Source organism: Pseudomonas sp. C9 (genome assembly GCF_002000165.1).
In the GTDB taxonomy this organism is placed as follows: Bacteria; Pseudomonadota; Gammaproteobacteria; order Pseudomonadales; family Pseudomonadaceae; genus Aquipseudomonas.
Map to the genome: position 1 here is coordinate 1,041,183 of NZ_MPAK01000001.1, position 23,314 is coordinate 1,064,496.

24 protein-coding genes are annotated in these 23,314 nt (G+C 55.2%); 8 read left to right on the forward strand and 16 right to left on the reverse strand.

Annotated elements, in window-relative coordinates; all coding sequences use genetic code 11:
• Window positions 1-9 precede the first annotated feature (9 nt).
• From BMS17_RS04990 to BMS17_RS05025, 8 genes are all read right to left on the reverse strand, one after another.
• Complete coding sequence (locus BMS17_RS04990) at window positions 10-1,047, reverse strand: acyltransferase family protein (protein ID WP_046026961.1); 1,038 nt, start codon at window positions 1,045-1,047, stop codon at window positions 10-12.
• A gap of 12 nt (window positions 1,048-1,059) precedes the next feature.
• Window positions 1,060-2,163, reverse strand: coding sequence for a hypothetical protein (locus BMS17_RS04995; RefSeq protein WP_046026962.1), 1,104 nt, complete (start codon window positions 2,161-2,163; stop codon window positions 1,060-1,062).
• On the reverse strand, window positions 2,163-3,383 hold the full coding sequence (locus tag BMS17_RS05000; RefSeq protein WP_046026963.1) for a polysaccharide biosynthesis C-terminal domain-containing protein: 1,221 nt from the start codon (window positions 3,381-3,383) through the stop codon (window positions 2,163-2,165). Before BMS17_RS05000 ends, BMS17_RS04995 begins: the two co-directional genes overlap by 1 nt.
• Window positions 3,380-4,492, reverse strand: coding sequence for a polysaccharide pyruvyl transferase family protein (locus BMS17_RS05005; RefSeq protein WP_046027142.1), 1,113 nt, complete (start codon window positions 4,490-4,492; stop codon window positions 3,380-3,382). The genes BMS17_RS05000 and BMS17_RS05005 overlap by 4 nt, the downstream gene beginning before the upstream one ends.
• A gap of 15 nt (window positions 4,493-4,507) precedes the next feature.
• Window positions 4,508-5,590 carry a glycosyltransferase gene (locus tag BMS17_RS05010; protein WP_046026964.1) on the reverse strand — a complete coding sequence of 361 codons (1,083 nt, stop codon included), beginning with the start codon at window positions 5,588-5,590 and terminating at the stop codon, window positions 4,508-4,510.
• Window positions 5,591-5,694: 104 nt separating this feature from the next.
• Window positions 5,695-7,917 (reverse strand): polysaccharide biosynthesis tyrosine autokinase, encoded by a 2,223-nt coding sequence (locus BMS17_RS05015; RefSeq protein WP_077430560.1) that lies wholly within the window; start codon window positions 7,915-7,917, stop codon window positions 5,695-5,697.
• Window positions 7,918-7,961: 44 nt separating this feature from the next.
• Window positions 7,962-8,402, reverse strand: a complete 441-nt coding sequence (locus BMS17_RS05020) for a low molecular weight protein-tyrosine-phosphatase (protein ID WP_046026965.1) — start codon at window positions 8,400-8,402, stop codon at window positions 7,962-7,964.
• Window positions 8,403-8,765: 363 nt separating this feature from the next.
• Window positions 8,766-9,149, reverse strand: a complete 384-nt coding sequence (locus tag BMS17_RS05025; protein ID WP_077430561.1) for a hypothetical protein — start codon at window positions 9,147-9,149, stop codon at window positions 8,766-8,768.
• 340 nt (window positions 9,150-9,489) lie between these two features.
• On the opposite strand from BMS17_RS05025, the gene tal reads away from it, so the two are divergent.
• Window positions 9,490-10,416, forward strand: a complete 927-nt coding sequence (tal, locus tag BMS17_RS05030; RefSeq protein WP_046026967.1) for a transaldolase — start codon at window positions 9,490-9,492, stop codon at window positions 10,414-10,416.
• A 110-nt stretch (window positions 10,417-10,526) separates the two neighbouring features.
• On the opposite strand, the gene rssC is transcribed toward tal, so the two are convergent.
• Both rssC and rssB read right to left on the reverse strand, forming a co-directional pair.
• A complete protein-coding gene (gene rssC / locus BMS17_RS05035) occupies window positions 10,527-11,009 on the reverse strand; it encodes an anti-sigma factor antagonist RssC (RefSeq protein WP_046026968.1) in 483 nt (160 codons plus the stop codon).
• The gene (gene rssB / locus BMS17_RS05040; RefSeq protein WP_046027144.1) at window positions 11,009-12,190 is read right to left on the reverse strand and encodes a two-component system response regulator RssB; all 1,182 of its coding nucleotides are present in this window, start codon (window positions 12,188-12,190) and stop codon (window positions 11,009-11,011) included. The genes rssC and rssB overlap by 1 nt, the downstream gene beginning before the upstream one ends.
• 276 nt (window positions 12,191-12,466) lie before the next feature.
• Here rssB and BMS17_RS05045 point away from each other — a divergent pair, with 276 nt between their 5' ends.
• Window positions 12,467-12,766, forward strand: coding sequence for a PilZ domain-containing protein (locus tag BMS17_RS05045; protein WP_046026969.1), 300 nt, complete (start codon window positions 12,467-12,469; stop codon window positions 12,764-12,766).
• A 60-nt stretch (window positions 12,767-12,826) separates the two neighbouring features.
• On the opposite strand, the gene BMS17_RS05050 is transcribed toward BMS17_RS05045, so the two are convergent.
• Window positions 12,827-13,516 carry a VacJ family lipoprotein gene (locus tag BMS17_RS05050; protein WP_046026970.1) on the reverse strand — a complete coding sequence of 230 codons (690 nt, stop codon included), beginning with the start codon at window positions 13,514-13,516 and terminating at the stop codon, window positions 12,827-12,829.
• A 202-nt stretch (window positions 13,517-13,718) separates the two neighbouring features.
• On the opposite strand from BMS17_RS05050, the gene BMS17_RS05055 reads away from it, so the two are divergent.
• Complete coding sequence (locus BMS17_RS05055; RefSeq protein WP_046026971.1) at window positions 13,719-14,339, forward strand: phosphatase; 621 nt, start codon at window positions 13,719-13,721, stop codon at window positions 14,337-14,339.
• Between the two features lie 110 nt (window positions 14,340-14,449).
• Window positions 14,450-14,713, forward strand: coding sequence for a DUF4404 family protein (locus BMS17_RS05060; protein WP_008151367.1), 264 nt, complete (start codon window positions 14,450-14,452; stop codon window positions 14,711-14,713).
• A 172-nt stretch (window positions 14,714-14,885) separates the two neighbouring features.
• Here the strand turns inward: BMS17_RS05060 and queF are convergent, their stop codons facing one another.
• Together queF and BMS17_RS05070 are read right to left on the reverse strand one after the other, a co-directional pair.
• On the reverse strand, window positions 14,886-15,716 hold the full coding sequence (queF, locus tag BMS17_RS05065) for an NADPH-dependent 7-cyano-7-deazaguanine reductase QueF (protein ID WP_046026972.1): 831 nt from the start codon (window positions 15,714-15,716) through the stop codon (window positions 14,886-14,888).
• 61 nt (window positions 15,717-15,777) lie between these two features.
• Window positions 15,778-16,311 carry a plastocyanin/azurin family copper-binding protein gene (locus BMS17_RS05070; RefSeq protein WP_046026973.1) on the reverse strand — a complete coding sequence of 178 codons (534 nt, stop codon included), beginning with the start codon at window positions 16,309-16,311 and terminating at the stop codon, window positions 15,778-15,780.
• A gap of 155 nt (window positions 16,312-16,466) precedes the next feature.
• Between BMS17_RS05070 and BMS17_RS05075 the strand changes: the two genes are divergently transcribed.
• Window positions 16,467-17,147 (forward strand): heavy metal response regulator transcription factor, encoded by a 681-nt coding sequence (locus tag BMS17_RS05075; RefSeq protein ID WP_046026974.1) that lies wholly within the window; start codon window positions 16,467-16,469, stop codon window positions 17,145-17,147.
• Window positions 17,147-18,496 (forward strand): heavy metal sensor histidine kinase, encoded by a 1,350-nt coding sequence (locus BMS17_RS05080; protein ID WP_077430562.1) that lies wholly within the window; start codon window positions 17,147-17,149, stop codon window positions 18,494-18,496. Before BMS17_RS05075 ends, BMS17_RS05080 begins: the two co-directional genes overlap by 1 nt.
• Before the next feature lie 126 nt (window positions 18,497-18,622).
• Here BMS17_RS05080 and BMS17_RS05085 read toward each other — a convergent pair whose 3' ends face one another.
• The 3 genes from BMS17_RS05085 to BMS17_RS05095 form a co-directional block, all read right to left on the reverse strand.
• Entirely contained in the window at window positions 18,623-19,867 is a 1,245-nt protein-coding gene (locus tag BMS17_RS05085) for a lipoprotein-releasing ABC transporter permease subunit (RefSeq protein WP_046026976.1), read from the reverse strand.
• A gap of 65 nt (window positions 19,868-19,932) precedes the next feature.
• Complete coding sequence (gene lolD / locus BMS17_RS05090) at window positions 19,933-20,616, reverse strand: lipoprotein-releasing ABC transporter ATP-binding protein LolD (protein WP_162830870.1); 684 nt, start codon at window positions 20,614-20,616, stop codon at window positions 19,933-19,935.
• Between the two features lie 7 nt (window positions 20,617-20,623).
• Complete coding sequence (locus BMS17_RS05095; RefSeq protein ID WP_046026977.1) at window positions 20,624-21,874, reverse strand: lipoprotein-releasing ABC transporter permease subunit; 1,251 nt, start codon at window positions 21,872-21,874, stop codon at window positions 20,624-20,626.
• Between the two features lie 94 nt (window positions 21,875-21,968).
• Here BMS17_RS05095 and BMS17_RS05100 point away from each other — a divergent pair, with 94 nt between their 5' ends.
• Both BMS17_RS05100 and BMS17_RS05105 read left to right on the forward strand, forming a co-directional pair.
• Complete coding sequence (locus BMS17_RS05100) at window positions 21,969-22,547, forward strand: PilZ domain-containing protein (protein WP_046026978.1); 579 nt, start codon at window positions 21,969-21,971, stop codon at window positions 22,545-22,547.
• 14 nt (window positions 22,548-22,561) lie between these two features.
• Window positions 22,562-23,284, forward strand: a complete 723-nt coding sequence (locus BMS17_RS05105; protein ID WP_046026979.1) for a glycerophosphodiester phosphodiesterase family protein — start codon at window positions 22,562-22,564, stop codon at window positions 23,282-23,284.
• Window positions 23,285-23,314 lie beyond the last annotated feature (30 nt).

Sequence of the window (23,314 nt, forward strand, 5' to 3'; positions counted from 1 at the left end):
CTTTGGTGTTCAGGTGCGAGACACCTTCAGACCTTTCGCCGGGGTCTTTTTGCTGATCGCACGTTCGCCCAAAAACAAAGTCGATGTGATGGCGAAACGGCTGAAAACATTCGACAGCACCACGGGCCCCAACAATCCGAACAGCACACCGCCAACAACCAAAACGCTTTCATCGGTGACACCCAAACGACGTAACGCGACCCGTGAACTGCCCGCAAACAGAACATGAAAGAGGAAAATCGCGTAGGAATATCCACCGAGCCAGATCAGCGCTTTCGAGCGCATGTCACTCGACAACAACGCGATGCAGGAGGCACAGCCAACGAGCAATCCGACAAGGCTTCTGCGATCGACAATGAGCTCGCGATCCACGGCGGCAATGTAGAGCAGTGCGACCGATATCAAGACGAACACGACGGGCCCGATCACTTTCAGGGACTGCTTTAATTCATTGCCCTTTTCGTGGCAAATCATCCCCGTCACGAAGAACGGCAGCAAATAGATGGCGCCATTGATGCCAAAGGCATCGACTGGAAAAAGCGGCATCAAGAACACCACTGCGGAAAACAAAAACAACAGGTACAACCGTGTCGCCGTCTGCAACCAGCCGCGCCACTGAAGAAATCCGACAAACATAAAGATGATAAAAACCGCCTGCAAGAACCAGAAGTGGTTAATCGGCACGTAAAACGACAACAAGGCGTCTATTAACCCGAAGTCGTTGTTTACCCCCGGCCCGACAACCTGCAGCACCGAAAATGGAATACCGACAAAAAACAATGGCACGATCAATCTTCTTACCTTGCCACGCCAGTAAGCGGAAAAGTCGTTGCCTCTGATTTTGTAAATCGAATAGATGTAGCCCGATATAAAAGTGAACAACGGCATCCGGACGTACACCATCGAATCGGCCAGGATTCGGAAAGGTGATCCCAGGTCGATTTTCAATCCGCCGCCTAATGGCCCTATCACGTGATAGAGCACCAGCAGCAGGCATGCCAGCCCTCTGAGTGTTTCTATTTCCAACGACTTCTTATTGCTTTGCATAAACCACAAACCTCAGTTCAAGACGTTTGATTCAAGCGACTCAGGTTTTTTTGAGCGCAACTGCAACCCCAGCCCCACAAACAGAACCGGAACCACCATGGAGAAATGTCGGGCAAACGATCCGAAGTCAGGTTCAAACAGGCCCTGCACCAATAAAAAGGACAGCGGAATAGCGATAAGCTCTTTGACTTTGGGTTGGATGATTGAGCCCTTGTAGTGACTCGACGTCATCATTTTGAACATCAGCAACGAGGTCATCATCATCAGGACGACAAAGATGATCTGCCCCAGGCCGGAAAGAAGGATTAACTCCACCGGGAAAGACAACCTGAAAAAGATGCTCATCGAATCCACGGCCTGCGAAACGAAGTCACCGCCGTTAATCCACGACACAATCAATGACTTTGAGCCCTCTTCGCCCAGTGTGCGCTGCTCGTTACTATTGGCTCGAATGGACGAAACCGAATAGCCGGCGAGCATCTGAATCGCTGTCGCGATGGCCAAATAGAACGTGAACAACATCAGGAAAAAGCTGAAACGTGACACACGCTTCTTCATGACACACACGCCAACCCAGACCAGCGAAAACAGTATCCAGTAGGGTCGAACCAAGATGCCGTAAAACAGCGCAGAGAGAAAAAAGCCCGCTCTGTATTGCTTCGAAAATGAAAAAACCAGGATGGTAATCATCGCCACCGAAACAATGATTTCCTTGGTCAGGTTATCGAGAAAGAACGACCTGACCACCCCCCACAGACACAGGGTCAGAAAAATCGTCAGCGGTATTCTTCTGAAGATAAAGATCGGGATAGACGTGAGAAACAAGTTGCACATCATCCCGTAGGCCCAGGCATTGTCCAGATTGATGCCGGTGGGACGTAGCACGTAAGCAGTGCAATCGTAAGAAGACCGGTCTGGCGAAAAGGGATTCCAGAAATTGCAGTAGTCTGAACGAGCGTATGACGACCACAACGTCATCGCATCCGGGCCCGGTTCTCGGTGAACCAGCAGCGGCATTGCTACGGACAGAAAAAGACCGCACATCAAAATCAGGAGTGAGATCGACGAATCCAGTTTTGTACCGCGAAATTCTATGGAAGGCAGAGATAAAGCCATTACAACGCCCCCTTCGCCTGGGCAAACCTGGCCAGCAAAGCAACAACGACCAGCTGCACCGTAATCGAGAAAACGTTCCCCCAGGCCGCCCCATAAATTGAATAGTGTTTAATAAGGACATAGCTGACAGGCAGTGAAATCAGCAGGCAAATCACCGCACTGGCCAACGACACCCGATTGTTCTTCGACGCAATAAGACCTCCCCATACGATGTCGCCGACTGCTCGCAGCGCAAACGAGAAAATCAGGATGCACAAAACCCCGTTATCCGGACGCGGAACTGCCGCGTCCACATAATCGAGCACAACATTAAAGAAGGCATAAATCAGCACAGCAACTGCGCAGGAAACGACCAGCGAGCGCAACACCCATTGATTGAAGAACAGTTGCCGGACCGTCAGTGCCTGTTGATTATTCTTATAACGCTTGGCGAGCACGGGAATGCCAACGACGGCAACAACGGCAAAAGACAGCGCTTGCAGGGTGTTAGCGGCAGACCAGGCATACACGTACTTGCCAAGGCTGTCGTACGGCTCAAGGTCCACAATCAGAAAACGCTCGGCAAACTGACTCAATAACATCAAACCGTCGCCCAGATAAAAGGGCAATCCGGCTTTCCAGACAGAAGCCGTCGTGAGGGCACTGACCTCCCTCCCCTTATGTACATTCACCACAATAAAGTATCCGGCCACGATCACCAGAAGGTTGCTGATCACCCACAACCAAAGAACACTGGCAATGCTGGACACCACGCCCGTCATTAGCCCTCCCACAGCAATCAGCGCCCAGAGCCCGGTTTTTATGAAGAACAATAACGCTCCCCAATTGGCTTTTTGCGCAGAAAAAACAAAGGAGTTAATTTCGAAGGACAGATGCTCCGTGATCAGGAGCAGCGTGACGCAGGCGATCAACGCGGTGCTCGCCGGAACATCGCTGAAGAGTGAGTAGAGTACGACTGTGACCACCGAAAACAACGAACCAACGGCCAGGTACAAGACCAGTACTTTATCGATGACGAATCGGGAGCTGCCTCCGATGCTGATCAACCGATTGATTTCAGAGCTGAACCCGACGCTGTAAAACTTCGAGGCTAACAAAGGGGCGATCACCACGACGCCGTAGAAGCCCAATGCGTCATAACCCAGGTAATGAGTGATGGCCAACACCAGCAAAAACTTCGCGCCTAATGCAGTCCCCCTTAGCAACAACCGAAATATCATCGAACAACCCCTTTGATGATATTGTCCATCAGCACCGTTTTGGCTCCGATGTCTTTACAGGTATCCGTGAGTTTCTTGGCAAACCTCGATAGAGCGTTGGGGGCGTAAACAGTGTCGATGATGGTATCGACATTGATATCGCCTTCGTTGATCACCCAGTCTTCCACTCCCATGTCCTGGTACGCCCCAAAACCTTTGCGTTCATAACTGATATGGAACGCGGGTACACCGGCCAGGAGCGCCTCGATAGCCCCGTGTAACCTCACGGAAATAACCAGATCCGGCTGATATTTCGCAAGTGTTGCCTTCAACGGCAGCAGGTCTTCGGTAATGCCAAGTTCGCGATAAAACGCGCCATCGTCGTTGCCGCGGACGGTGCTTTGCACAGCGCAGACCACTTTGCTTTTCGCCCTTAATCTCCTCAATAGAAGCTTCAGGTTTGCAACGTAGGCGACTTTCTTCTCTTTGCTCCAGTGCGACGGCTTGCGTAGAACAACACAGACCACGGCAGGAGCTGATCCACAGTGGATAAACTTGGGCTGCAGCAGTATCTTTTTCGCTAACGCCTGGATCGCCAGGTCCGGCGCCCGGTAGACATTCTCATTGGACTGGAAAATTTCCGAAGACCTGTTGTCTCTGACAAATACCGCATCGGCGCTGGCGTAATGCTCTACGATTTTGCTGCTCTCGCCATGGAACGGACCGATACTTTGTGGGAGGTAAACAGTCGGTACCTTGCTCAAAATCGCGGTTTCAAGCTGTTTGGCATGACCCAGTTTCAGCTTGAGGTGTTCAAAGGTACTTTTTGAGCGCATGTATCCACCGCCCACCCCTACAACCAGATCGCTGGTATTCAAAAGATCGGCAAGGGGGACATAAGACTGTTTAAGGAAAATCGCTTCCCTCACCCTTCCGAATCCCTTAGCCGCCATGACCGGCGCCTCATATCGCTTACAGGAAAGATAGCTAAATGATTGAGGGTCTGACGCAACTACGTTGATTAAAGTGCCGGCGCCAAAGTTACGCTGCACCGTGGCTATTGCCAAATCCACGAGTAGACCATCACCCGAACTGGACGCACTGTAGCCATGCAAAATAGTTACGTTCATCATCTGATTGTCTACTTAATAAGTTTTAGCGGAGTACACGTCATAGGTTTGCTGAATCATCAACGTTGCACTGAACCGCTCGCGCACTTTCTTGCGGCTTTCTGTACCTAGTTCCAGCAGCTTATGTTTTTTGATATTCACTAATATGCTGGCAAGGGCCTGGTAGTCGCCGGTCGAGAACAGGTAGCCGGTGATGTTGTCCGTCACCAATTCAGGAAGCGATGTACAGTCACTGGCAATCACCGGCACGCCCATGGCCATCCCTTCGAGGGGAACCATGGCAAAGCCTTCCCAGCGACTTGGAACAATCAAGGCATCCGCCGTTTTGTACAGTTCGTTGACTTCAGCCGGAGTCACCCAAGGCAGGTACTCCACGGCGTCAATATCGGGGCACTCGACGAAGTCTTCATTGACAGCACTCCCAACGACAGTGAGTCTCAAGTCAGTTCGCTCGACTTCAGCAAACGCCTTGAGCAAAAGATCGAAGCCTTTCTGGTAATCCAGTCGGCCTACAAATAGAAGCTGAATGTCCGTGCTTTCGCTGGACTTGTTCTCATCACTTTTATAATGAATCCCGTTGTAGATCAGCTTCATGCGGTGACGATCAATACCAAACGACGCGGCTTTATCCATTTCATACTGACTGACGCAGATAATGACGTCCGTTACTTTCTGCAAGAGTCGCTCCACCAGCGAATACACTTTCTGCTTGACTGTCGAGCTCTCCATCAAGAAGGAAAATGCGTGCGGGCAGTAGACAATTTTAGGTGACCGCCAAGGGCGCAGTAGCAGACAGACACATCGGCCAATGACCCCGGAAAACGTGCTGTGCAAGTGCACGACATCCGGTTTTTCCTTGAAGATCACGCGGGCCAATTGCCAGGCAAACCGCAACAGGGACATGACATCGCGCTTGTTCCGGGAAAAGGTCCTGATGTTTTTTTCATCAATGCCATGCAACTCTTTCTTCTGGTCGTACGGAACCAGATAAACCAGTTCATACTTCAGAGCATGGTCCCGAGGGGGGGTTGATATCGTACGAATGACCGTCGCAACGCCACCCTTGATAGTTTCCGCCACATGTAATATTTTTTTCATAATCCACCTATCTCCATGAACTTAGTCACAGGCAAAACACGATTAAGAGTGGTGAGTTATCACCCACTCACTCCCAACCGATTACCTGGTAGATAGAACTCGCATCAGGACTTGTCAGAGGCGTACTCATAGTTGTAATAAGCGCCATTACCGTAGTAACTGGATGCCCGCTTCTCGACACCATTAAAAATAGCGCCCTTCAACTCGATACCGTTTTGCGCAAACCGACGAATTGTCAATTCAATCTCTTTGGCCGGATTTACACCAAAGCGAGTCACGATCAAATTAATGGCAGCTTCACGCCCAACGATTGCAGCATCTGTTACTGCCAGAAGAGGTGGCGTATCGATGATGACGACGTCGTAGAGTTCACTTAGTTCTGCCAGGAGTTCTCTGAAGTTGGCATGCATCAACAGCTCTGATGGATTAGGCGGTACCTGTCCACGACTGATGAAATGCAGGTTATCAACCTCGAGCCTATTGATTGCCTGCTCAATGCTGCAACGTTTGGTTAAAAGATCGGATAAGCCGTTGCTGATTGGTGTAGCCAAGGTTTTGTGCAGGTGACCTTTGCGCATATCGGCATCGATCAGCACGACCCTCTGCCCGCTTTGAGCAATGACCGCGGCGAGGTTAGAGGAAACAAACGTTTTGCCCACCTGCGGGCTCGGACCGGAAATCATGATCCGGTTGTTGGTCGCATCCAGCCCCGCAAAATGCAAACAGGTTCGCAGGCTGCGTATCGACTCAATGGACAGGTCAGTAGGATTGCGCAGCGCCAATAGGAAAGCCTGGCGGTTGACGCCATCGCCCAGCCGAAGTTTTTTATTATCTTCTTCTTGTTGCAGGGCGCTGTAGGGAATAGAGGCATAGACGGGCAGTCCGAGTTGTTCGATGGCTTCCGGCCCCTCAAGTCCTCGGCTCAACGATTTACGCACCAACACCAAGGCAACGCCGACAAACCCGCCCAGCAACGTTGCAATAATAATGAGCAAGGCTTTGCGCGGTTTGACCGGGGATGTGATGTCGACATCGGCGGTATCGATCAATCGAGCATTCCCGACCGCCCCCGCTCTTACGATGTCCAGCTCCTGGGATTTATTCAGCAGTTGGGTATAAATCTGTGTCGCCACTTCCACATCACGAGTGAGGTTCAAAAGCTCCTGTTGCGTTGCCGGAAGATCCTGAACCTTCTTCTCCAAACCGTGGCGCTGATTATTCAAATCCCCCAACTGGGCCATCAAGGCGCGGTAGGCCGGATGCTCACGGGTGAACTTTCGATCCAGTTCTGCTTGCTGGAGTTTTAAATCGGAGATGCGCGTATCCAAAACCACCATCTGCTCCAGGACAGACTTGGTTTCGAGTGAGATATTTACTGTATTTCCGCGGGTTTGATAGCTGTTCAGCGCATTGCTGGCCTTGACCAGATCCTCTTTGACTTGAGGGAGCTGTGACTGCAGGAAATCCAGACTCTGAGCCGCCTCGGCAGAGGTGCGTTGCACATTCTGCTCGACATAAAGCGTCGAAATCTTGTTCAGAATTTTCACAGCCAGAGAGTAGTCGGTGCTGGCTAGCGCCAGACTTATAATGCCCGACTCCTTACCTTGTTCGGAGACTTCAAGGATGTCCTGGTAATTCTGAATAGTGACAATTCGTGGGTTGCGTACGACTTCGAATTTAGTGCCAGGGTTCGCAATCATGTTCGCGACCAGCACCTCGACCCCGTTCTCTACCACGGCGACGCCTGTGGTTCCATCGGCCAACAATCCACCCTCTTCATCGTAAAGCTTGAAGCGGTTCTGCTCTCCGGCAATCAGGGTCAGTTTTTCACCTAACAGTTCATCGGGCAGTTTGAGTTTTTCGATTTCAAGCTGCTCGCCACCCCAGGCGAAACTGTTCATGCCAAGGAGTGGAGGCGAAATAGTTTGGCCGGGAGTACTTTTATATCGCCGCGCAATAAAACCACCCACGACGGGAAAGGTGTTCGGCGTGATCACAATATCCAGACGCAGGTCATCGACTGTTTTGCCGATGACTGCGCGAGACTTGATAATTCCGATCTCGGTAGCCGCCGGGGATTGCCCACCCAGCATGCTGCTGATATCCGAAAAGCCCAACATGTCGTTCTTTTTCGGCTCGACCTGCACCAGGGCGTTTGTCAAATACACGGGCGCCGACAAAATCGAATACGCGGCACCGGTCACCATGAACGCTCCGGTAATGGCGCCTATTAACCATTTGTGATCAATCAATGTGCCTAGCAAACCGAGAAGATCAATCTCGTCTTTATCGTTATCTCGGCCACTGACTACTGACGGTAACTGCATAAGGTCTATTCTTTTACCATTAATACTAATCTGAAAATCATCCATCAACGTCCGAGGCGCTGTGCCCATGAGCAAACAGCATCTTCAATCAATGCATGGGCATGGACAAAAGCAGCTTTTCCTTGACGATACGGATCCTTTATTTCGCGCTCACTCTGCCACTTGCCCAGAAGAAACACTTTGCCCCTCGCGTGCGAGGCAATACTCAGCACGCCTTTTACATGCTCTTTCTCCATGACCAGAATGAGGTCTGACTCATTAACAATGGCTGGAGTGATCTGCCGCGCTTTAAACTCTTGGGCGGCGCCACCCTGTTCTTCGAGAACTGAAAGTGCGTTTGGCTCCATAGACTCCCCCACCCGCGCGTTGAGTCCCGCGGAGGTCACCGAGATATCTGAAGGATCCAGCGCGTTGCGGAGCAACATTTCAGCGGTTGGACTTCGGCAAATATTACCAACGCATACGATAAGAATCTTTCTGAACAAGGCTACTCTTCCCGTGTAGTGTCGATTCGGCCAATGTGTAGCGGGGACATGAGTGAACCGACAAAATCGGTCCCGCATTCAGAGATGAATCCATCATAAAAATACAAGTGCATTAAATAGCACGACATACAAAAAACGCCCAACAAGAATAGCTGGACCAAAAATAACGACAACAATCCCGCCGCCACTTATCCGACAAAAAATAACATTGGGGCGTCTGCATGAGAGGTTTGGTGATATTGCTGTATTTGACTAGCCAAATCTATTTTGACTCCGCCCCCGCCCGGCCAAACATCGTAATTATCAAGAAGCTTGCACTGTCAAGACGTTATTAAAATCACAATAGAAAATTACGCTCACCACTTAATGCAGGCGCTTACTAATAAATTCTGAATAACACGCTACATTCATTGCCAACGCCCCTTCCACCAGAACTTTCAGCAATACGACCTGCGCTTCGAAGCGCAGGTTCTGATTACATTTCTGCGCGTCGTCCATTTGCCCCTTCATCAAGCTGGTCACTTTACAGGGATCACTGTACTTCACTCTTTTTAACCAGATGGGAATTTTCGCTGCGGCTTTAACCCGTCCCATCTCAAGCACACCACTCATATTGTCCGGGTAGTTTCTTTTCGAGACCGTCATCAGCTCTTCCAATACATCGGTCAACTTCTTCAAGACATAAGCGAGTATAAAGTCATCGAAAGCCTCCACAATTCCAGACACTTGTGTTTCCTGTGAAGTCATCTTTCCATCCGCTACCTACGTTAATCGGCAGCACATTACACTTCATCGGCCTTGATTATTTGACATATTATAACGGTCAAAATCGACACTTTTTAACAGCGCTAAACGATCAAAGGCCCGCCCGTAAGAACCGGCGGCGACATTGTTGGCGCGGGGTCAACGGTCAGTTACGTTGAACCTGCGCCCCGTTTTGGCATCGTATAAACCGACACCGCGCCCCTCACCTTTCAAACACCTGTTTTCAGGTTGTTGCCGCTGGGGCCATCGATACGTACATGCGCCCTTGAGTGGCTGTCAGCGCTCGGGTAATGTCATTAGACCCACAGGACAGAGCACGCCCATGACTTCCAAGCTGGAACAACTTAAACAAATGACCACCGTGGTTGCCGACACCGGCGACTTCGAAGCTATCGCCCGCGTTAAACCGGTGGACGCCACCACCAACCCTTCCCTGCTGCTCAAAGCCGCGGCAATTCCTGCGTATGCCGAATTGCTGGATGCTTGCGTTCACGACTGCAAGGGCGATGTGGGCCTGGCCAGCGACCGTTTTGGCGTAGCGGTCGGGCAAGAGATCCTGAAGGTTGTACCGGGTCGTATTTCTACCGAAGTGGATGCACGCCTCTCGTTCGACACTGACGCCGTATTGAAGCGTGCGCACCGTCTGATCGAGCTGTACGACAAGGCCGGTATTGGCCGTGACCGCGTGCTGATCAAGATCGCCTCCACCTGGGAAGGTATCCGCGCGGCAGAGACGCTGGAAAAAGAAGGGATTCAGACCAACCTGACGCTGCTGTTCTCGTTTGCTCAGGCAGCGGCGTGTGCGGATGCCGGTGTGTTCCTGATTTCACCGTTCGTGGGCCGGATTTACGACTGGTACAAGAAAGCCAACGGCAACGACTATACCGGTGCGGATGATCCGGGCGTGCAGTCGGTGACACGCATCTACAACTACTACAAGGCCAATGACTACAAGACGGTGGTCATGGGTGCGAGCTTCCGCAACCTGGGCCAGATCGAGCAACTGGCAGGCTGTGATCGCCTGACTATCAGCCCGGATCTGCTGGAAAAACTGGCGGCTGACACTGGCAAGCTGGAACGCAAGTTGTCACCTGGGCATGCCGGTGAAGCGCGCTTGAACTTGAATGAAGCGCAGTTCCGTTGGTTGTCCAACGAAGATGCGATGGCGACCGAGAAACTGGCTGAGGGGATTCGTCAGTTTGCCCGGGATCAGGAGAAGCTTGAGGCGTTGTTGCAGGCCAAGCTGTAACAGCTGACAGGCCAACGCAAAAAGGGCGAACCCTCACAGGTTCGCCCTTTTTTGTATGTGTCTGGTGACTGTCAGGACGCCATCGCGAGCAGGCTCGCTCCTACAGGGAATCAGTGTCGCTCCAGCGCATTTACCAGGTCATGGAACGCTTCACGATTGGAGTCGTTCAGGCCCATGAGGATTTTGTGCGCTTCGAGGACTTTGATCCGCACCACTTCTTCGGACTGATCCTGGTCTGGCAAGTCGTCCAGGCATTCGGGACAGGGCACGGGCTGGTCAACGATGTTGAACACTTGCTCGAAGCCCATGGACTCCAACAGACGCGTAATGTCTTCGTGGGTGGTGACGACGGTCGGCAGCAGGCCGACCTTTTGCCGCGACAGGATCGACAGCTTGGCCAGCAGGCCCAGCGTGGTGCTGTCGATGCTGCGGGTTTCGGTCAGGTCGATCACGATCGCATTGAAGTTCAACGCGGTGAAGATCCGATCAATAGTCGCATCCAACGCCGAACACAGGGTCAGGCGAACTTCACCGACGAATTTCAGGACGAAGGTGCCGTCCTGCTCGGCGAACTGGATTCTACCGGTACTCATTAAAGATTCCTGCTCAACACCAACAGGGCGATATCATCCGGCATCTCCCCAAGCGTGGCCAATCCAAAAACCTGCCGCAGCCCGTCCAGGGTGCCGCCCGCAGCCTTGACCCGTTGGGGCAACGCCGCTTCTTTTTCTTTGAGTGTGGGTTCTGGCAAAAGATCCAGAATGCCATCAGACATCAGCGTCAGGCTGAACGTCGGCGGCAGTTCCAGTACGTGGTCTTCGTAGGTGGCTTCATTGAAGAGGCCTACCGGCAGACCGCGCCCTTCCAGATAACGAACACTGTCGGGTGTGTACAACACTGGCAACGGCAGGTGACCACCGATGCTATAGGTCAACAAACCTGTCTCCTCGTCGATGACTCCACCGACCATTGTGACGTGTTTGCCCAGCTTACAACTGATCAGGCCCCGGTTGATATGACCAAGGACCTCTGAAGGCTTGAATTCCGGCAATGTGCCGCTGCGTTTGGATTCAAACAGCAAGCGCGTGGTCATGAACTTCAGCAGCACGGTAACGAAGGCTGAAGAAGCACCATGACCGGAAACGTCCGCCAGGTAGAAGGCTACCCGGCGCTCGTCGACCCGAAAGTAGTCAACGAAATCACCCGACAGGTACAGCGACGGGATGATCTGGTGAGCAAACTGGAACTCGTCGATGGCCCAGGGGCTGACCGGCAGCATGTTCATCTGTACCTGGCGACCGGCGTTCTGGTCTTCCTGGAGCAGGTTCAGGCTGGCAGCGAGCTCACGGTTGGCCTTTTCCAGCTTCTCGCGGTAGCGCTGGTTCTCCAGCAGCAGGCGCGCACGATCCAGGGCTCGGCGAACAGAATGCTCGAGCACGGCCAGATCTTCGAGAGGCTTGATCAGGTAGTCCGCTGCACCCAGGCGCAGCGCCTCGACCGCATCGTTCATCACGCCGGCACCCGAAACCACAATCACAGGGGTTTGCGGTGACCGCTCGGTGACCTGGCGGATAAGTTCGAGTCCGCCCATCTGCGGCATGCGCAGATCGCAGATGACCAAGTCGGGCTTGTCTTGCTCGAATACCTGAAGACCCTGCTGACCATTACTGGCCTGCAGGACACTGAAACCACTGTCTTCCAAATAGGCCGCGAGGCTCGCGCGCACTACTTCGTCATCATCGATTATCAGCAGCGTGGCACTGGTTTTTGGCATGTGGGCAAACGGCGCCAGAATTAGGTTGGCGTAGCAGGCAAGGCCTTTAGCCCGGCTCACACTACTGGATTCGCTTTCTAGCCTCTCTATTGCACCGTTTTCGAGCGTTTGCCCTACTCACACGTACACCAGAGGTGCCCTTCTAAGGCGCAGACGGTACTCCCATCCGCGGGGCGTTTCAAGCTCACGCCGATGGTCGCTTGGCGTCTTTACTTGTCAAATCACCGGGAGTTATAAGAACAGGCAAATCCGTAACCCAATGGAAGGATCGAGCCCATGAGTCAAACCGGTCGGGACTACAGCGAAAAGCGTGATTTCATCCGCATGCGAGTCGATGCCGATGTGTCGCTGATTCATGAGGGCGATGAGGTGCCAGCCGTCTGCATCGACCTTTCCAGCAGTGGTATGCAGGTTGAAGCGAAACGAGAGTTCAAAGTCGGTGACCGGCTCAATGTGCGCATCGATTCCGATCACGCAGCGTTGAAGGGGCTCGAAGCCGACACCGAAGTGGTGTGGGTGAAGTCATTGGACGGTGATGCTCAGAAACTCGGGCTTACAATCTTGAAAATGAAATAAACCGGATCCATACGAAAGAAGGCGGCCAATGGCCGCCTTCTTCGTTTTTACCGGTCGAGATTAAAAATCGTCTTCAACCTGGCCGTCTTTGACTTTGAACTCACGGTTCTGCAAATACGCATTACGGATAAAGGTGTACTTGTCCCCAGTGATCAGTTTTTCGCTCGACAGCAAGCTGGCACGCGTGTCGACGATATTCAGGCCGAAGACCGAGTTACGCACCGGCACGTCGTTGATGTACGGGTACGGGCCCGTGTAGCTGTCGACGAGTTTCGACGGTGCATCACGCAAGGTGCTTGGACCCAACAGCGGCAGCATCACGTAAGGACCGCTACCCATACCCCAATAGCCAAGGGTTTGACCGAAGTCTTCGTCGCTGCGCTGCAGGCCCATCTTGGTGCCCACATCGAAGAAACCGAGCAAGCCGAACGTGGTGTTGAAGATGATGCGTGCAGTGTCGGTGCCCGCTGCAGCCGGCTTGGCTTGCAGAATGTTGTTCACCAGGTTGGTGACGTCACCGACGTTGCGGAACATGTTGTGAATGCCGTCTTCCAGAAACTGCGGCGTGATGAACTCATAGCCCTGAGCCACAGGCTTGAGTGCATACGTGTCGATGACGTCGTTGAATTTATAGATTGGACGGTTAACGCTTTCCCAAGGATCGTCTTCCGAAGCAGCCTGAGCCACAAACGGAACCAGCAACAGGCTGGCACACACAAAAAGCTGAGCGAAATGATTGCTCCAGCGCATAGAAAAACTCCTTGGATTTGTACTGGCGCGAGCACTTGGCCCGGGCATTAAGCTGATTAGTATAAGACGGAAAACCCGGTTTAGGCAGCATCGCGCGCATTTCGACTATAGATGACTCGCGCTGACTGAGAGCGTTTCACATCAATGTCACTCAACTGTCACTCACGCCGCCTAGCCTTGTTGCTATTTCAGGGACGTTGATATGCCGCACGCCGAAACTTTGCCTCTCGCTGCCCCCAGTTTGACCGCCGTCTTGTTCGGCCTCAGTGGTTGCCTGGTGGATTTCGGCGCCCGGACGCGCCAGCACGGGGCGTATTCTGCGGAGCACGCCGAAGCCACGCCCGGCGCGCTGGACAGCCTGCGCAGTTTGCAGCGCCAGCAAATCCCCTGCGCCTGGCTCGATGAACTACCCCCTGCCCTCAGCCATTCTCTGGCCGTTACCTTGCCGGCCTGGATTACATCGTCGCAACACCCGGCAACAATCAATCCATGGCCTGCACCAAACGCTTGCTGGCAAGCCCTGATGGCGTTGAATGTCGATCGCCTGGATGGCTGCGTGCTGGTCAGTGGCGAACCACGCTTGTTGCAATCGGGTTTGAACGCCGGCTTGTGGACGATTGGCCTGGCGTCCTGCGGCTCGCTCTGCGGCCTGGCGCCCAGCGAATGGCACGCATTGAGCCAAAAGGAACGTGAACACCTGCGCGGCAAGGCGACGATGCAGTTGTTCGGCCTGGGCGTGCATTCGGTGATCGATCACCTGGGTGAACTCGACACCTGCCTGGCCGATATCAGTCTGCGCCGGTTCAAGGGCGAAAAGCCCTGACCGAGATCATGCAGGTTGCGCGAGAGTGGATTAATCTAAAGGTCAAGCCATAGACCTTTGACGTGCTGCTACGGTCTATGCCAGTGCCTATCGATAAAAGGAAGAACGCCATGCCTGCCCGCGAACTGCAACAACAGCTCAATACTCTGCGCGAGCAACTGGAACAGAATCCACCGCTGACCGAAGCCGAGCGCGAAGACCTGCACGCGCTGATGCAACAGATCGAACTGGAACTTGAGCTCGAAACCAAAACCCAGGACTCTAGCCTCGCCGACAATGTGAACTTGGCCGTTGAACGCTTCGAAATCGAACACCCGACCCTGGCCGGTACCTTGCGCAACATCGTGCAAGCTCTGGCGAATATGGGGATCTGAACCCGCCAGACGCAAAAAAGCCCCGCCATCGCTGGCAGGGCTTTTTCATTTCCACAATTTGAAACGCAGTCCCTTGTAGGAGTGAGTCTGCTCGCGATACCGGTGGATCAGACGACATCAATATTGAATGTCAGTCAGCTATCGCGAGCAGGCTCACTCCTACATTGGATTTTTATTGACGCACCAACCGATGATTCGGCAGTTGGACGGTTTCGGTGCTGCGGTACGGGTTGATATCCAACCCGCCACGGCGCACATAGCGCGCATACACCGTCAACTTCTCCGGTTTCAACAACCGCTGCAAGTCGAGGAAAATCCGCTCCACGCACTGCTCGTGAAAGTCCGAGTGCTGACGGAAGCTCACGATGTACTCCAGCAAACTCGCGTGATCCAGCGCAGAGCCACGGTATTCCACCGCCACGCTGCCCCAATCCGGCTGGCTGGTGACTGGGCAGTTGGATTTGAGCAAATGACTGTGCACGCTCTCTTCCACAATGCGCGTCTGATCGCAGCGCAACAGTTCCGGGCGCGGATGCTCGTAGTTGCTGACGCTGATGTCCAGGTCATCGATGCACACGCCGGGCAGCGCCACGACGCCTTCGGCTTCGACATCTTTCAAGCTGCGAATGCGCACGCCGACCGGCTTGCCGGCAGCGGCCGACAGGTCTTTGGCCAGTGTCGCTTCAAGGCTTGCCGTGTCGGCAAACGGTGTCTGGTTCAGTGAGTTCAGGTACAGCTTGAACGACTTCGACTCGATGATATTTGGCGAATCCGCCGGGATGCTGAACTCGCCAATCGCCACCACGGGCTTGCCCGACGGCAACAGCCACGACAGCTCAAAGCAGTTCCAGAAATCCACGCCTTTATACGGCAGGGTTTCAGCCGTCAGGCCCAACTCGGCCCATTTCGCAGTACGCGGGATCGGGAACAGCAAGGACGGCGTGTAAGTGGCGATGTATTCGCTGGATTTGCCCAGCGGCGAATGTTCGGCTGCGGGATGCATGGCGGAAACCTGACTGAAGAATCAGCGGATTCTACCAGCCTTTGCTCCCGCCATTGAGTCCTTACTGACTGACAGTCAACTTGCCGACCATGCCAGCCTGATAATGGCCAGGGATATTGCAGGCAAATTCCAGGTTGGTGGCCTTGGTGAAGGTCCAGGTCAGCTCGGCGGTCTTGCCCGGCTCCACGAGCACGCTGTTCGGGTCGTCATGCTTCATTCCCTGCCCGGATGAGTGGTCCATTCCGGCCATGGCGCTGTGGTCCATTTCCTTCATGCCTGTAGGCGTCAGCATGCCACTCTGTTGCATCTGCAACATTTCCTGCTGGTGTTTGGCGTGCATCGCCGCGTCCCCCAGGTTGAATTCGTGCAGCAACTGGCCTTTATTCACCAGCACAAAACGAATGGTCTCACCGGCCTTGATATCGATGTCCTTGGGCGAGAACGACATATCACCCATCACCACTTCAACACTGCGAGTCGCCTTGGCCGCCGGCGCAGGTTGGCCGAAATCGTAGGTGTTTGCCGGGCCGGCCCACACTGGCGAGCTCAGCGCCAACAAACACACCACCGGCAGCAAAGATTTGCGCAAAAACATCGTCGTACTCCAACAAGATAAGGTTCAGCCTGTGGAAAACTCTAAACTGCTGTCACTGCCCGCAACCTGACAGCCAGATTACAACTTTGTCAGGTTGACCTGAATTAACGCTGCCCACGGTATAAAGCGTTCGTTCCATTTATCTCGAGTTGCCCATGAAACTGCTGATAGTCGAAGACCAACCGAAAACCGGCCACTACCTGCGTCAGGGCCTGACCGAGGCCGGGTTCAACGCAGAACTGGTGGCTGACGGCAACACCGGCCAACAACTGGCGCTGAGCGGTGACTACGCCTTGTTGATTCTCGACGTGATGCTGCCCGGCCGCAATGGCTGGCAGATTCTGCAAGCAGTGCGCAGTAATGGCCTGGACACACCGGTACTTTTTCTGACCGCACGAGACGCCGTGGAAGATCGGGTTCATGGCCTCGAACTGGGCGCCGATGATTACCTGGTCAAACCATTCGCCTTCTCCGAACTGCTGGCCCGGGTCCGTAGCCTGCTGCGTCGCGGCAGCGCCTCACCTCAGGAAACCCAATTACAACTGGCAGACTTGCACCTGGACTTGATTCGGCGGCGCGCTGAGCGCGGCGGCCAGCGCATCGACCTGACGGCCAAGGAATTCGCCCTTCTGGAAATGCTCCTGCGTCGCCAGGGTGAAGTGCTGCCCAAATCGCTGATTGCCTCGCAAGTGTGGGACATGAACTTTGACAGCGACACCAATGTGATCGAAGTCGCGATCCGTCGGTTGCGTCTGAAGATCGACGATGAGTTCCCCAACAAACTGATCCACACCGTGCGCGGCATGGGCTACGTCCTCGAAGAGCGTGCAGCCTGATGCGGCACCTTTCGTTGAGCAGCCGTCTGGCGTTGCTGTTTGCGGCCTGCACGGCGGTGGTTTCGCTATTCGCCGGAGTATTGTTCAGTCGCGCCAGCGAAGCGCACTTCGTCGAACTCGATCAGCAATTGCTGGACGGGAAATTGATTGGTTTACGCCGGGCGCTTCAGGACATTCAATCCAGCGAGAGCGAAATCAGACTGGCCGATGAACTCAGCCGCCAGGCTGATTTGTCGCTGCGCATCACCGGCAGTGATGGCCAGCGCTGGTATGACAGTTCCGCGCACCTGCCGGAAAAACTCCCGCAACAGCCCGGTTTATCGACCCTGAACAACGACGGCACCGACTACCGCGTGCTGATTGCGCCATTGTTTGACGATAGACCGGATTCCCCACAACTGACGTTATTGCTGGACATCACCCATCACCAGCACTTTTTGCAACGCATGCAGCACCTGATCTGGCTGACCGTGGGTTTGTCAGCCCTGGCCACCGCCCTGCTCGGCGCCTGGGCTGCGCGTAGCGGGTTGCGCCCGTTGCGGCGCATGAGCGCGGTCGCCAGCGGTGTGTCGGCGCAATCGCTCAATGCTCGACTGCCCGAAGAAGACATGCCGCCTGAGCTCGCGGAATTGGCCCACAGCTTTAACGCCATGCTCGGACGCCTTGATGCCTCTTTTCAACGGCTCTCGGCGTTCTCCGCTGACATCGCCCATGAATTGCGCACGCCGCTGTCCAACCTGCTGACCCACACCCAGGTCACCCTCACCCGCCCACGGCCCCTCGAGGATTACCGCGAAGCGCTGCACAGCAACCTCGAAGAGCTGCAATGGATGGCACAGCTGGTCAACGACATGCTGTACCTGGCCAAGGCTGATCACGGGTTGCTGATGCCCAAGCGCGAACCGCTGGATCTGGCACAAGAAACCGATGTGTTGCTGGAGTTTTTTGCGCCGTTGGCCGAAGACGCTCGGGTCAAGCTTAGCCGTGAAGGCAATGCGCACATGGAAGGTGATCGCAGCATGCTCCGTCGGGCATTGTCCAACCTGCTGGACAATGCGTTGCGGTTCACACCGGCCCAGGGTGAGGTTCGAGTGCGGATTGTCGAGCAGGCTAAAGGGTTGAGCCTGGTGGTTGAGAACAGTGGCGATGGGATTGACGGGGCGTTGCTACCGCGATTGTTTGACCGGTTTTATCGGGCCGATCCGGCGCGCCAGGAAGGCAGCAGCGAACATGCGGGGTTGGGGTTGGCGATTACGCAGTCGATCGTGCGTGCCCATGGCGGGCAGATTCGTTGCGAATCGGCGAATGGGTGGACGCGGTTTGTGATTGAGTTGCCAAAGGGAGATTGAGGCCAGCAGTACCGGCCTCATCGCGGGCAAGCCCGGCTCCCACAGGGTTTGGAGTCGTTCACAAATGTGTGATTCAACTCGATCAACTGTGGGAGCCGGGCTTGCCCGCGATGGCGATTTCAGGAGTTACGAATACCGCAACGCGTGAGCTGGCTCAATTTTCGCCGCACGCCAGGCCGGGTAGACGGTCGCCAGAAAGCTCAAGATGAACCCCGCCGAGCAAATCAGCAGCACATCGGCGCCCTGCAATTCCGAAGGCAGGTTACTGACAAAGTACACATCAGAACTGAAGATGTGCTGACCGCTTACCCGCTCGATCCAGCCCACCATTTCACTGACGTTCAGCGCCGCGATCACGCCGAGCACGCCGCCGATAAAGGTCCCGAAAACACCGATCACCGTCCCCTGAACCATGAAGATCGCCATGATCTGCCCAGGCGTAGCGCCAATCGTGCGCAGGATCGCGATATCCGCGCCTTTGTCGTTCACCACCATGATCAAGGTGGCGATGATGTTGAACGCCGCCACCGCGACAATCATCAGCAACAGCAGGCCGATCATGGTTTTTTCCATCTTCATCGCACTGAACAGGCTGCCCTGGGTGTGGGTCCAGTCGTCAGCCTTATAGGCAGCACCCAAACCACTGGCGATATCGCTGGATACTTGCGGCGCCGCGTACAAATCCTTCACCGCCAGGCGCACGCTCTGCACCTGATTGGGCTCCCAATGCTGCATCTGCGCGGCATCCGCGACGTGGATCAACGCCATCGAACCGTCGAGCTCGGCACCGACCTTGAACACGCCGACCACGTTCAGGCGCTGCATGCGCGGGGTAATCCCGCCCGGCGCAGTACTCACTTCCGGCACGATCAGGGTGATCTTGTCACCGACGTTCAAGCGAAAGCGCCGGGCCGTGATTTCACCGATTACCACGCCGAACTCACCCGGCTTCAGGGCATCGAGGCGCCCTTGAACAATGTGCTTGGCGACAATTGAAACCTTGCCTTCGAGTGCCGGATCGACACCGCTGACCTGGATCGGCTGCATCGAGCCCTTGTAGGACAGCATGCCCTCCATTTCGGTGAACGGCACGGCGGCCGTCACTTCCGGGTTTTTCATCGCGGCCGCCGCAACGGGCTGCCAATCGTCGATCGGGTTAACGCCGACGATGGTTGCATGCGGCACCATGCCAAGGATGCGCGAGCTCATTTCGCGCTGAAATCCGTTCATGACCGACAACACCACGATCATCGCCAGCACACCCAGGGCGAGGCCGATCATCGAGGTCATCGAGATGAAGGAAACAAAGCGATTGCGGCGCTTGGCGCGGGTATAGCGCGTGCCGATAAAGATCGATAACGGTCTGAACATTCGCTGGGGCACCGTATAAAAATAAAAGACCCGACGCACTGTTCAGCACACCGGGTTTCAGCCAATCAGATGGGTGTCAGGCAACCTTCCTGCAAATGCAGGACGCGATCCATCTGGCGGGCCAGGTTCATGTCGTGGGTCACCACCAGGAACGCCGTGCGCATCGAGGTGCTGAGTTCCAGCATCAAATCCTGAATACCCTGGGCTGTGTGGGAGTCGAGGTTGCCGGTCGGCTCGTCGAGCATCACCAGGCCCGGGTTGTTCACCAAGGCACGAGCGATGGCCACACGCTGGCGTTCACCCCCGGACAATTCGGCCGGTTTGTGCTCCAGACGATGGCCCAACCCTACGCGCTCCAGCAACGCCGTGGCACGCTGACGCGCCTCGGGGATCGACGTCTTGCCGATCAGCAGCGGCATGCAGACGTTTTCCAGGGCCGTGAACTCCGGCAGCAAGTGGTGAAACTGGTAAACGAACCCGAGGGCGCGGTTACGCAGCAGGCCGCGATTCTTCTCGCTCAGCGCTGACAGTTCTTCACCGTCGAGCCAGACGCTGCCCTTGGTCGGCGTATCAAGCCCGCCCAGCATATTGAGCAAGGTGCTTTTGCCAGAACCCGACTTGCCGACAATCGCTACGCGCTCACCCGGGTGCAGTTCCAGTTGCAGACCGGCCAGAACCTCAACCGACTCCGGACCTTCCTCGTAGGATTTGCCCAGGTTGCGGCAGCTCAAGATTGCTTTATCACTCATGCCCGACTCACTCATAACGTAGCGCCTCCGCAGGCTGGGTGCGCGCGGCACGCCAGGCTGGATACAGGGTGGCGAGGAAACTCAGGACCAACGCGGCGGCGCAGACCATCAACACATCCTGGCTTTGCACTTGCGACGGCAGGTAATCGATGAAGTACACGTCGGCGTTAAGGAATTTGTGGCCGATCAGGCCTTCAAGCGCCGAGATCGCGGCGCTGACATTCAACGCGGCGAAGATCCCGACCACAGCGCCGATCAGCGTACCGACCACACCGATGACCGTACCCTGCACCATGAAGATCGCCATGATCGTGCGCGGCGTGGCGCCCAGTGTGCGCAGAATCGCGATGTCGCCCTTCTTGTCGTTCACCACCATCACCAGCGTGGAAATGATGTTGAACGCAGCAACGGCGACAATCAGCAGCAACAGCAAACCGATCATGGCTTTTTCCATGCGGATCGCCTGATACAGGTTGCCGTGGGTGCGCGTCCAGTCACGGGCGTAGAAACGGTCCTCGCCGAGTTGCTGGGCGATGCTCCACGCGGTGCGCGGCGCCTGGAACAGGTCGTCGAACTTCAAGCGGATGCCCTGGACCTGATCCGGCTTCCAGCGGTGCAGCCGGGCCAGGTCCTGCAGGTTGGTGATGCCCAGGTAGCCGTCCAGCTCACCGGCGCCCACATGGAAAATGCCCACCACGGTAAAGCGTTTCATGCGCGGGAACATGCCAGCCGGGGTCACGGTGACCTCTGGCGCGACAAACGTCAGTTTGTCGCCGATAGCCGCGCCGAGCTTGGCTGCCGCCTTGTCGCCGATAACGATGCCGAATTCGCCCGGAACGAGATCGTCGAGTTTGCCCTGCTGCATGAAGTTATCAATGATCGAGACCTGCCGTTCCAGCGCAGGATCGATGGCGTTGAGCAGGACTTTGGAGACTTTGCCGTTGTTGGTCAGCAAACCCTGCATCTGAGTAAACGGCGCAACGGCCGTCACCTGCGAGTTCTGCTTGACCTTGGCGGCCAGGCTTTGCCAGTCGCTGATCGGCTCACCGGACTCGATGGTCGCGTGGGGCACCATGCCCAGCACACGGGTGCGCATCTCATGATCGAAGCCGTTCATGACCGACAGCACCACAATCATCACGACTACGCCAAGGGCGAGTCCGATCATCGAGGTCAGGGAAATGAACGACACAAAATGATTGCGACGCTTTGCACGGGTATAACGCGTGCCAATAAATGCGAAGAGAGGTCTGAACATGTCGGGGCTTGTTCGGAGGGAAAAGGAACGTCCTTGTGGCGGGGGTCGATAACCAGCTTTACACTCAGACCACCGCCGCTACCATGGGTTCGCCATGTCGACATTAGATGAAGAAGATCGCCGCGAATACTACCGTATCGAGGACACGATCGCACTGGAAATTCGGACCCTGTCCGCTCCCGAGGCCGCAGGCCTGGAAGTGTTGCAGGATGCTTCTCCACTATTCAACTTGCTCAGCGAACTGCACCTGAGCGAATTCGAGTCACAACACCTGTTACGCCAGATCAGTGAGCGCGAGCGCAACCTCGCAGCCTTCCTGAAATCCCAGAACAAACGTATCGATTTACTGAGCCAGGTGATCGCGATCACCGTGCTCGGACAGATCGGAGAACCGCAGCCGGTGATCATTTCCGAAGGCGGCATCGACTTCCAGCACCCGACATCTATATCCGTAGGTGCACACCTGTCCGTCAAAATGGTGCTGATGCCGCAAGCCCTCGGCCTGTTGCTGCGAGCCCGCGTCACCCATTGCGACCGCAAGGCTGGTGCCTTTGATATCGGCACCGAGTTCGAACGCCCGACCGATGCTCAACGGCAGTTGCTCGCCCGCTATATTTTGCAAAAGCAGGCCCAGGAACGACGACTGGCCCGCGAAAACGAATCAGGCATTTAATTTAAGGAAGAACCGTGACCCTCATCTACGGCCATCGCGGCGCCAAGGGCGAAGCACCGGAAAACACCCTGATCAGTTTTCAGGAATGCCTCAAGCACGGCGTGCGCCGCTGCGAACTGGACCTGCACTTGTCCATGGACAACGAGTTGATGGTCATACACGACCCGACACTCAAACGCACCACTGACCGTCGCGGCAAAGTCGTCGAACACACGGCGGCCGAATTGGTGACCTACGACGCACGCAAGGGTGGCCCGGGCTGGATCAAACCCTGCCCTATCCCGACGCTGGAAGAATTGTTCGAGAAGTGCGACTTCGATCACTGGCAACTGGAAGTCAAGAGCGCCTCACGCACTCGCGCTGCGACGACGGTACTGGCGATTCGTGAAATGGCTCAGCGTTTCGGTCTGCTCGACAAGGTCACGATCACCTCAAGTTCACGCGAAGTGCTGAAAGCCGCGCTGGACCTGGTGCCGGACGTGTCTCGCGGATTGGTGGCCGAATACGCCTGGCTCGACCCGTTGAAGGTTGCGGCAAGCTACGGCTGTGAGATTCTGGCGTTGAACTGGACCCTGTGTACGCCGGAGCGCCTGCAGAAGGCGCAGCGCCAGGGGTTGCATGTGTCGGTATGGACAGTCAACGAGCCCGCGCTGATGCGCAGACTCGCCGACTTCGGCGTTGACAGCCTGATTACAGACTTTCCCGGTTTGGCCAGCGCCACGCTCGAGAATTGCTGAAATCGGTCTCCCCGGCCGGCTCAGGCCACC

Coding starts and splice junctions, on each gene's coding strand:
- BMS17_RS05010 (WP_046026964.1), bottom strand. CDS start 5,590: ATGAAAAAAATATTACATGTGGCGGAAACTATCAAGGGTGGCGTTGCG.
- BMS17_RS05005 (WP_046027142.1), bottom strand. CDS start 4,492: ATGAACGTAACTATTTTGCATGGCTACAGTGCGTCCAGTTCGGGTGAT.
- queF (WP_046026972.1), bottom strand. CDS start 15,716: ATGCATCCCGCAGCCGAACATTCGCCGCTGGGCAAATCCAGCGAATAC.
- rssC (WP_046026968.1), bottom strand. CDS start 11,009: ATGAGTACCGGTAGAATCCAGTTCGCCGAGCAGGACGGCACCTTCGTC.
- BMS17_RS05100 (WP_046026978.1), top strand. CDS start 21,969: ATGTCGACATTAGATGAAGAAGATCGCCGCGAATACTACCGTATCGAG.
- BMS17_RS05085 (WP_046026976.1), bottom strand. CDS start 19,867: ATGTTCAGACCGTTATCGATCTTTATCGGCACGCGCTATACCCGCGCC.
- BMS17_RS05045 (WP_046026969.1), top strand. CDS start 12,467: ATGAGTCAAACCGGTCGGGACTACAGCGAAAAGCGTGATTTCATCCGC.
- BMS17_RS05070 (WP_046026973.1), bottom strand. CDS start 16,311: ATGTTTTTGCGCAAATCTTTGCTGCCGGTGGTGTGTTTGTTGGCGCTG.
- BMS17_RS05075 (WP_046026974.1), top strand. CDS start 16,467: ATGAAACTGCTGATAGTCGAAGACCAACCGAAAACCGGCCACTACCTG.
- BMS17_RS04990 (WP_046026961.1), bottom strand. CDS start 1,047: ATGCAAAGCAATAAGAAGTCGTTGGAAATAGAAACACTCAGAGGGCTG.
- BMS17_RS05080 (WP_077430562.1), top strand. CDS start 17,147: ATGCGGCACCTTTCGTTGAGCAGCCGTCTGGCGTTGCTGTTTGCGGCC.
- BMS17_RS04995 (WP_046026962.1), bottom strand. CDS start 2,163: ATGGCTTTATCTCTGCCTTCCATAGAATTTCGCGGTACAAAACTGGAT.
- BMS17_RS05095 (WP_046026977.1), bottom strand. CDS start 21,874: ATGTTCAGACCTCTCTTCGCATTTATTGGCACGCGTTATACCCGTGCA.
- BMS17_RS05000 (WP_046026963.1), bottom strand. CDS start 3,383: ATGATATTTCGGTTGTTGCTAAGGGGGACTGCATTAGGCGCGAAGTTT.
- BMS17_RS05060 (WP_008151367.1), top strand. CDS start 14,450: ATGCCTGCCCGCGAACTGCAACAACAGCTCAATACTCTGCGCGAGCAA.
- rssB (WP_046027144.1), bottom strand. CDS start 12,190: ATGCCAAAAACCAGTGCCACGCTGCTGATAATCGATGATGACGAAGTA.
- tal (WP_046026967.1), top strand. CDS start 9,490: ATGACTTCCAAGCTGGAACAACTTAAACAAATGACCACCGTGGTTGCC.
- BMS17_RS05015 (WP_077430560.1), bottom strand. CDS start 7,917: ATGCAGTTACCGTCAGTAGTCAGTGGCCGAGATAACGATAAAGACGAG.
- BMS17_RS05025 (WP_077430561.1), bottom strand. CDS start 9,149: ATGACTTCACAGGAAACACAAGTGTCTGGAATTGTGGAGGCTTTCGAT.
- lolD (WP_162830870.1), bottom strand. CDS start 20,616: ATGAGTGATAAAGCAATCTTGAGCTGCCGCAACCTGGGCAAATCCTAC.
- BMS17_RS05050 (WP_046026970.1), bottom strand. CDS start 13,516: ATGCGCTGGAGCAATCATTTCGCTCAGCTTTTTGTGTGTGCCAGCCTG.
- BMS17_RS05055 (WP_046026971.1), top strand. CDS start 13,719: ATGCCGCACGCCGAAACTTTGCCTCTCGCTGCCCCCAGTTTGACCGCC.